Annotated in this window: 6 protein-coding genes and 2 pseudogenes; 7 read left to right on the plus strand and 1 reads right to left on the minus strand. The window is 68.4% G+C overall.

The features are described from left to right. A pseudogene (locus ABZV91_RS31110) lies at nucleotides 1–1,047 on the minus strand (hypothetical protein); the annotation flags it as partial. Between the two features lie 54 nt (nucleotides 1,048–1,101). Here ABZV91_RS31110 and ABZV91_RS31115 point away from each other — a divergent pair. From ABZV91_RS31115 to ABZV91_RS31145, 7 genes and pseudogenes are all read left to right on the plus strand, one after another. Next, entirely contained in the window at nucleotides 1,102–2,286 is a 1,185-nt protein-coding gene (locus ABZV91_RS31115; protein WP_355249300.1) for a pyridoxal phosphate-dependent aminotransferase, read from the plus strand. 143 nt (nucleotides 2,287–2,429) lie between these two features. After that, nucleotides 2,430–2,555: pseudogene (locus ABZV91_RS31120) on the plus strand (helix-turn-helix domain-containing protein); the annotation flags it as partial. Between the two features lie 219 nt (nucleotides 2,556–2,774). Continuing rightward, nucleotides 2,775–3,413, plus strand: a complete 639-nt coding sequence (locus ABZV91_RS31125) for a TetR family transcriptional regulator (protein WP_355249301.1) — start codon at nucleotides 2,775–2,777, stop codon at nucleotides 3,411–3,413. 6 nt (nucleotides 3,414–3,419) lie between these two features. Next, nucleotides 3,420–4,847 (plus strand): adenylosuccinate lyase, encoded by a 1,428-nt coding sequence (gene purB / locus ABZV91_RS31130; protein WP_355249302.1) that lies wholly within the window; start codon nucleotides 3,420–3,422, stop codon nucleotides 4,845–4,847. Nucleotides 4,848–5,055: 208 nt separating this feature from the next. Then, nucleotides 5,056–5,484, plus strand: coding sequence for an HIT family protein (locus tag ABZV91_RS31135; protein ID WP_355249303.1), 429 nt, complete (start codon nucleotides 5,056–5,058; stop codon nucleotides 5,482–5,484). A 179-nt stretch (nucleotides 5,485–5,663) separates the two neighbouring features. Further along, nucleotides 5,664–6,623, plus strand: a complete 960-nt coding sequence (locus tag ABZV91_RS31140; protein WP_355249304.1) for an alpha/beta hydrolase family protein — start codon at nucleotides 5,664–5,666, stop codon at nucleotides 6,621–6,623. 70 nt (nucleotides 6,624–6,693) lie between these two features. Then, on the plus strand, nucleotides 6,694–8,868 hold the full coding sequence (locus ABZV91_RS31145; protein ID WP_355249305.1) for a S9 family peptidase: 2,175 nt from the start codon (nucleotides 6,694–6,696) through the stop codon (nucleotides 8,866–8,868). Nucleotides 8,869–9,190 lie beyond the last annotated feature (322 nt).

Raw genomic sequence — 9,190 nt, forward strand, 5'->3', positions numbered from 1 at the left:
CACGGCGCCGGGGGGGATCACCCCGCCCTCGAGCGCTCCGGGTGCGGGCGCGGTGTTGATCCAGGGCTGTTCCCGGCCGGCGACCGCAGCCGCGGCTTCGGCCTTGGCGCGTTCCAGGGTCGCCCGGGCGGCCGCGGCCACCACCGCCTGCTCGCGCAGGCGTTCACCGTTGTCGATGGCATCGAGATAGCGGCGCACCGACGGTACCGGGGTGGACAGCTGCAGCGGATGGGCCAGGGCCACGCGATAGGCGATCCCCGGGACCGGGCTACGGTCGGTCACCGCGATACCCGTGGATCCGTCACCCGCCGCCATCAGCAAGGCGAGCAGCAATACGCCGATGAGCACCCGGTGGCGGCGGGCCACGGCGGCGATCTCCTCGGCGGACGGCCTGCGCGCGACGAGGTCGGCCAGATCGGCCCGGGTGGGGCGGCGGTACCAGAGGGCCGCGGCGGACCGCCGCAACCACCGGGTCGCGGCCACCCGGGAGCCCGGCGTCCGGACCTGCGCGGCGGCACGCTCCCGCCAGCCGGGAGCGATGACGAGACCGCCGCCGGTCGCGGCCGCGCGGTCCAGGGACACCGACCGCCCCTCGGTGACATCCGCTGTTTCGCCGGCGGTACCGAGTGCGGCATCGCCGAAGTCGTGACCGGGGGTTTCCGGTGGGCTGTCACCGAGACCCGCGGTCTCCGGTGTGCCGCGGGGGCCCGGGTCGGGGGTCTCCGGGGCATCCTCGCGCCCTGGACCCACGGTCTCCGATCCGGTGTGGCCCTTATCCGAGTGCTGGGCACGGAACTGCCGCTCCGAGTCCTGCCGCGCAGCGGGCCGCCGGCCCGAGCGGGTGGTGAGTTCCTGGTCGGCCGGCTCGGGCGGCGCGGCCGTTTCATCCGCCGTGTCCGGCCGGGTGCCCCGGCGAACCGCCGCGGAAAGCGGGTGCACGGCCCGGTTCCAGCGTCGGCGCAGGGCCCGGGTCCCGCGACCCGTCGCGGTGTCCCCGGGGTCCTGGGTCGGCGGGCCGTCGGCCTGCCGGCTGGCCTTGTCGAGCATCAGAGCAGACCATAGCTGTCGAACCGCCCGAAGCGGTGTTCTACCGTCGGTCGGGTGTCCACTGAATCCCGGCGCTCGACCATCCCACCTTTCTACGTGATGGATGTCTGGAAGGCCGCCGCAGAACGCGCCCGAACCCACGGCGACGTGCTGAGTCTCGCGGCCGGACAGCCCTCCACACCGGCACCCGTCCCGGTGCTACGTGCCACGAAGACCGCCATCGATGCCGAACTGTTCGGTTACACGGAAACTTTCGGCATCCTGCCGCTCCGTCAGGCGATCGCCGGGCACCATCACCGAACCTACGGTTATCCGGTGGACCCCGACGACGTCGTGGTCACCACCGGTTCCTCCGGCGCGTTCACGCTCATCTTCCTGGCGGCGTTCGATCCCGGCGACACCGTGGTGCTCGCGCGTCCCGGCTATCCGGCCTACCGCAATACGCTGGCCGCGCTCGGCTGCCGGGTGGTCGAACTGGACTGTCGCGCCGAGACGAGGTTCCAGCCGACCGTCGCCATGCTCGAAGAACTTCCGGAGCCGCCGCGGGGCCTGATCGTGGCCAGTCCCGCCAATCCGACCGGCACCATGATCGATCCGGCGGAACTCGCGGCGCTGGCCCGCCGGTGCGACGCGCACGGCACGCTCTTGATCTCCGACGAGATCTACCACGGCATCACCTATGGCGGGGAGCGGACCGCCTCGGCTTGGGAGAGCTCCCGCGAGGCAGTGGTCATCGGCTCGGTGTCGAAGTATTTCTCGATGACCGGCTGGCGACTGGGCTGGATGCTGGCCCCGCCCGGACTGCGCCCGGCCCTGCAGCGGCTGGCCTCCAATATGACCGTCTGCCCGCCCGCGATCTCGCAGTACGCGGCCTTGCACGCCTTCGGCGACGAGGCGCGGACCGAACTCGATGCCCATGTGCACCGGTACGCGATCAACCGCGCCATTCTGTTGGAGGGACTGGCCGGGCTCGGTATCACCGACCTCGCGCCCGCCGACGGCGCGTTCTACGCCTACGCCGATATCGGCCACCTCACCGACGATTCCATGGCCTGGTGCGCGGACGTATTGGCCCATACCGGGGTGGCGCTGGCGCCGGGCCTGGATTTCGACACCGTCAACGGGCATCGCACCATCCGCCTCTCCTTCGCCGGAGCGACAGCGGAGATCGAGGCGGCGCTTGTCCGGCTCCGGGATCACCTGCGGCAGAACACGGGACAACACCGTGCGCGGCAATGATTTTCCGCAGTACGACAACATCACCGCGTGGATGCGGTAGAAACATCGATGGTTCTTTCCCGTTCCCTGATTTCGCACGGATGTACTGATGACCGAGGAATGTAGCGTCGAGGCCCGGCCCGCCGGGGCCGGGTCGGTGCGCCATGCGTTCGACAGACGAGCGGGCTATCGTGACACGCACGGGTGTGAAGGCGGTGAAGCGGGCCTACCGGTACCGCATCTACCCCACCCGCGAGCAGAAGGAGCAGCTCGCTCGCACTTTCGGCTGCGTCCGCTCCGTGTGCGGTGCATCCCACGACCGCGACGTCGATGCTGCGAAGAATCTACGGGCCGCTGGGCTGGCGGTCTTGGCCTGCGGAGATGGTGTGAGACCGCCCCGCAGTTGATGTGGGAAGGCAACCGTCTATGAAACAGGAAGTCTCGGGTGCGAACTCGGGAATCCCACGCTTTCGGGCGAGGGATGAAGTCGATACTGGCACGATGGCACGGTGATAACCGCGACGACTCCGAAGGGTGAACGGCGTCGCCAGGCGCTGGTGGCTGCTGCTGCCGAGTTACTGCTCGAAGGCGGTTTCGACGCAGTGCGGCATCGCTCGGTCGCGACCCGCGCCGAGCTGCCCCTGGCCTCCACGACCTACTACTTCGAATCGCTCGAGGATCTGATAGCACGGGCGGTCGAGTTCAGCGGCAATGCCGAACTCGACGCCATGCGACGGCGGATCGGTGAGGTGACCCACCGCCGCCGCGGTGCGGAGGCGACCGTCGACCTGGTGCTCGACCTGCTGATCGGTCCCGAAGGCGTGGACGAGGGCGCGCGCGGGCGGTTGATCGCCCGCTATGAACGCACCGTCGCCTCGGCCCGGCACCCCGAGCTGCGCGAGGTCCAGCTCCGACTACGCGGGCAGCTGGACGAGCTGCTCTCCGATGTGCTGCGCCGATCCGACCGGGTGGTGCGGCCCGAACAACTGCGCCGGCTGGTCGCGGTCGTCGACGGCGCGGTGGTCGCCGCGCTCAGCGAATCCGACCCGCAACCCCGGCGGCCGGCCCGTGGCGCGCTGCTGGAGGTCATCGATATCGTCGCTCCGGCGACGCAGCAGCCGATCGACCGCTACCGGTCATTAGACTGACCGGACGTGACCTCAGACCTGATCCCCAACGTCCTCGCCACCCGCTACGCCAGCCCGCAGCTGGTGCACCTGTGGTCTCCCGAGCAGAAGATCGTGCTCGAGCGGCGGCTGTGGCTCGAGGTGTTGCGTGCCCAGGCCGAACTCGGTATCGACGTCCCGGCCGGAGTGGTCGAGGACTACGAACGGGTCGTCGAACAGGTGGACCTGGCCTCCATCGCCGAACGGGAACGGGTGACCCGTCACGATGTGAAGGCCCGTATCGAGGAGTTCAACGCCCTCGCCGGACACGAGCACGTGCACAAGGGGATGACCAGCCGCGATCTCACCGAGAACGTGGAGCAGTTGCAGATCCGGCTCTCGCTCGAACATATCCACGCCCACGGCGTCGCGGTGGCCGCCCGGCTGGCCGAACGGGCCGCCGAATACCAGACGCTGGTGATGGCCGGTCGCTCCCACAATGTCGCCGCGCAGACCACCACGCTGGGCAAACGCTTCGCCTCGGCCGCCGACGAAATGCTCATCGGACTCACCCGGTTGCGCGAACTCGTCGACCGCTATCCGCTGCGCGGGATCAAGGGTCCGATGGGCACCGCGCAGGACATGCTGGATCTGCTCGGCGGTGACGCCGCGAAACTGACCGCGCTCGAACAGCAGGTCTCCCGGCACCTGGGCTTCACCAGCGTGCTGACCAGCGTCGGCCAGGTCTACCCGCGTTCCCTGGACCACGATGTGCTCTCCGCGCTGGTGCAGATCGGTGCCGCGCAGTCCTCGCTGGCTCACACCATCCGGCTGATGGCCGGCCACGAACTGGTGACCGAGGGTTTCCAGCCGGGCCAGGTCGGCAGCTCGGCCATGCCGCACAAGATGAACACCCGCTCGTGCGAACGCGTCAACGGCCTGCAGGTGGTATTGCGCGGATACGGTTCGATGGCCGCCGAACTGGCCGGCGCACAGTGGAACGAAGGCGATGTCTTCTGCTCGGTGGTCCGCCGGGTCGCGTTGCCGGACGCCTTCTTCGCCATCGACGGCATGATGGAAACCTTCCTGACCGTACTGGCCGAATTCGGCGCCTACCCGGCGGTGATCGCCCGCGAACTGGACCGCTACCTGCCGTTCCTCGCCACCACGCGCATTCTCATGGCCGCGGTCCGGGCCGGGGTCGGCCGGGAAGCCGCGCACGAAGTGATCAAGGAACACGCGGTGGCGGTCGCGCTGGCCATGCGGGAGCAGGGCCGCGAACCCGATCTGCTGGACCGGCTGGCCGCCGACGACCGGTTGCCCCTGGACCGGGCGGCCCTGGATGCCGCGCTGGCGGAGAAGTCGGCGTTCATCGGAGCGGCCGGCGCGCAGGTGGCGGACGTGGTGGCGCAGGTGGCCGAGCTGACCTCGGTGTACCCGGAAGCGGCGCGGTATACGCCGTCGCCGATCCTCTGAGTTTCCGACGCCGCCTTCGGGGCCCCGACCCTTCGGGGGTGTCTTGTAGGACTCGGCGTATGCGGGTTGCGTCGGCATCCGAGGTCCTGACCGCATGCTGACGCAAGCGCCACGAGTGACCCGGCCTTCGATTCCTTTCGCGTAGGGCAGCGACGGGACCGAGGGGCCCTCTACCCCGCGCGCCGGCGGCGCGCGAATATACACAGCTATGGATCCGTATTCGATCTTCTCCGACATCATCGCCGGGCGGGCGCCGGCCAGCCGGGTGTACGAGGACGACGATGTGCTCGCGTTCCTGGATATCCGGCCGATGACGCCGGGGCATCTGCTGGTGGTGCCCAAGAAACCGGCGCGGGAGCTCGCCGAACTCGACCCGGTACTCGGTGGGAAATTGTTCCAGGTGGGGCAGCTGCTGGCGGCAGCGTTGCGGGACAGCGAGGTGGCTTGCGACGGGGTGAACTTCTTCCTGGCCGACGGGGTGACCGCGGGGCAGGAGGTGTTCCACGTCCATCTGCACGTGATCCCCCGGACCCCGGGGGACGGGTTCGGTTTGCGGGGACGGCCGCGCACGCTGCCGCGGGCGGACCTGGACTATCTGGCCGGTTCCATCCGGGGCGCACTGGAGCGAAGGCGGTGAGCCAGGGGGTCCACCCGCTCGGGTGATTTCGCGGAATCGTATCGATACGGACACGTAAGATCGTTTGTCGACTATGGTCGGCATGTTTGCTGTGAATATGCTGACAGTGCGGGATCGCCGAGCGAGATGGTGAGCATGGGCATGAGCTAGTTTCCGGGGCGGGCCAGGGAGGTGCGATCGTGCGGTGTTTTCGAATAGCTGTACTGATGCTGGGGGTGATCGGTTCGGCCGCCGGGCTCCCTGTCCTCCCACCCGCGCCGGCCGCCGCGGCCGAGGTCGTCCGGATCGATGAACTCGGCCCGACCCGTTCGGCGGTTTTCGTCTCTTCGCCCGCCATGGGTCAGGTCGTGCAGGTGCAGGTGCTGCATCCGGCCGGGGGCGGCAGCCGGCCCACCTACTACCTGCTGGACGGGCTCGATCCGGGCGTCGACCAGAGCACCTGGACCAATGCCACCGAGGCGGAACGTTTCTTCCTCGGCAAGAACGTCAATGTGGTCCTCCCGGTCGGTGGTAAGGCCAGCTATTTCACCGATTGGCAGCGCGACGATCCGGGCCTGGGCCGCTATCGGTGGGAGACCTTCCTGACCCAGGAGCTGCCGCCGGTCATCGACAGCAATTTCGCCGGTGACGGGCAGAACGCGATCGGCGGGCTGTCCATGGGCGGGCACGCCGCCTATATCCTCGCGGCCCGGCATCCGCGGCTCTACACCGCGGTCGCCGGATACAGCGCCTGCCCGGATACCGCGATGGCGGCCGGCGCGGTGCAGTTCTCCATCATGACCAGGGGCGGCAACCCGGACAATATGTGGGGGCCCGCCGGCGGCCCCGACTGGGCGGCGCATGATCCGGCGCTCATGCTGGACCGGTTGCGCGGTAAGACACTGTTCCTGTCGACCGGTACGGGTCTGCCCGGGCCGCACGAGTTGGAGCTCAAACCCCAGCTGCCGGAGAACATCGTGCTCGGCGGGCCGATCGAATTCGCGGTCGACGCCTGTGTGATCTCGTTCGAGCACAAGGCGCGGGCGGCGGGACTGCCGCTGCGGGTCGACTACAGCCCGGTCGGCACGCATTCGTGGTCGTACTGGAACGACCATCTGAAGGCGTCCTGGCCGACCATCGGCCCCGCGATCGGCGCCTGATCCTTTCGGCCGCTGCCCGCCGGATGCGGTCTCCGCCGGTGCCCGCGTGCGGGCCGCTACGGTGGTGGCCATGGCTGACAGTGGTAGTCCGGTAACCGACGCGGCGGCCGCGGCGGTCGCGCCGACGGCGAAGAGGGTTCCGTCCGAGCGGGTCCACCACGGCGACCGGTTCGTCGACGAGTACGAATGGCTGCGGAACAAGGAGGACCCCGAGGTCATCGCCCACCTCGAGGCCGAGAACGCCTATACGGAGGCCCGGACGGCGCATCTCGCACCGCTGCGCGAGAAGATCTTCGACGAGATCAAGAGCCGCACCCAGGAAACGGATCTGTCGGTGCCGACCAGGCTCGGCGAGTACTGGTACTACTCGCGCAGTTACGAAGGCAAACAGTACGGCGTGCACTGCCGGTGCCCGATCGACGCGAACGCCGCCGGTATCGATGCCTGGACGCCGCCGCAGCTCGAGGCCGGGACAGAGATACCCGGCGAGCAGGTCCTGCTGGACAGCAATGTGCTGGCCGAAGGCCATGAATTCTTCGCGCTCGGTGCGTTCTCGGTGAGCCACGACGGGAACCTGCTGGCGTTCTCGGTGGACACCGCCGGCGACGAGCGCTACACACTGCGATTCATGGATCTGCGCACCGGGGAGCTGCTCGGCGACGAGATCCCGCGGACCGCGCCCGGCGCCACCTGGTCGCTGGACGGCAGCCATGTCTTCTATCAGACCGTCGACGAATCCTGGCGGCCCGATACGGTGTGGCGGCACCGGCTCGGCGACACCTCGGCCGCGGATGTGCGGGTGTTCCACGAGCCGGACGAGCGCTACTGGGTGAGCGTGGGGGCCACTCGGTCGGAGAAGTATCTGATGATCTGGGTGGGGTCCAAGATCACCACCGAGGGCTGGGTGCTGGAATCGGATGATCCGACCGGTGAGTTCCGGGTGCTGCTACCTCGCCGCGAAGGAGTCGAGTACTCGGCGGAGCACGCGGTGGTGGCGGGCGAGGACCGCTTCCTGATCCTGCACAACGATGTCGTGGACGGGGTGAAGGCGGAGAACTTCGTCCTGGCCGAGGCGCCGGCCGATGACCCGTCCCGGCTGCGCACCCTCATCGGGCACCGCGACGACGTGCGGCTCGAGGATGTCGACGCCTTCGCCGGGCAGCTGGTGCTCGGCTATCGGCGCGAGGCCTTGCCCCGGGTGGCGGTGTGGCCGCTGACCGCGGACGGCTACGGTGAACTGCGCGAGCTCGAATTCGAGCTGGAGCTCTACAGCGCCGGGCTCGGTTCCTGTCCGGAATGGGATCAACCCACGCTGCGACTCGGACTCACCTCGTTCATCACACCCACCCAGGTCTTCGACTACGTGGTGGGGACCGGTGCGCTGCTGCTGCGCAAGGAACAGCCGGTGCTCGGCGGCTACGACGCGAAAGATTATGTGCAGCGCCGGGATTGGGCGGTGGCCGCGGACGGCACCCGGATTCCGATCTCGATCGTCGCCCGGCGCGATACCGAGCACGTCACCGGCCCGAAACCGTTGCTGCTCTACGGTTACGGCTCCTACGAAGCGAGTATGGACCCGGGTTTCTCGGTGTCGCGGCTGTCGCTGCTCGATCGCGGTATGGTCTTCGCGATCGCCCATGTGCGCGGCGGCGGTGAGATGGGCCGGCTCTGGTACGAGAACGGAAAAACCCTCACCAAGAAGAACACCTTCACCGATTTCGTCTCCTGTGCGCGGCATCTCGTCGACAACGGGACCACCGCGCCTGATCGCTTGATCGCCGACGGTGGCAGTGCGGGCGGGTTGCTGGTGGGCGCGGTCGCCAATATCGCGCCGGAGCTGTTCGCCGGGGTGCTGGCCAATGTGCCCTTCGTCGACCCGCTCACCTCGATTCTCGATCCCTCGTTGCCGCTGACGGTGATCGAATGGGACGAGTGGGGAAATCCGCTGGAGGACAAGGATGTCTACGAATACATGAAGTCGTATTCGCCCTACGAGAACGTCCAGGAAAAGGAATACCCGGCGATCCTGGCGATCACCAGTATCAACGACACCCGGGTGCTGTATGTGGAACCGGCGAAATGGGTCGCCAAACTACGCGCCACCAAGACCGGTGATTCGCCACTGCTGCTCAAGACCGAGATGAGTGCGGGGCACGGCGGGGTCAGCGGGCGGTACGAGAAATGGCGCGAGGTCGCCTTCGAGTACGCCTGGGTGCTGGACACCGTCGGGCTCGGGGAGAAGTAGGCCCGCCGGGCGGCGACCGGATCGTGTCCCGCTGTTCGCCGCCCGGCCATATCCGCTCCACGGGCCGGTCACCGGACCTGCACGCGTAGGTCATCGGCACTGCACGCCACGGACACCTGCGGCTGCCATTGTCGGTACATGCACGCTGAGCTGCTCGTTTCGGTGTCGGGCGTCCGGGAGTCCACCCGGGACGCGGCGATCGGTTTCGCCGAGGAGATGGATCAGCGGGGGGGGGGTGTCCCTATGTTTCTTGTCAAGCCGCGGGTCGAGGTTGTGTCCGGTGAGGGTTCGGGTGGAGCCTTCGGTCGGTAGCGTGGGCTGA

This window comes from Nocardia sp. NPDC004568, from assembly GCF_040609955.1.
Classification (GTDB): Bacteria; Actinomycetota; Actinomycetes; order Mycobacteriales; family Mycobacteriaceae; genus Nocardia.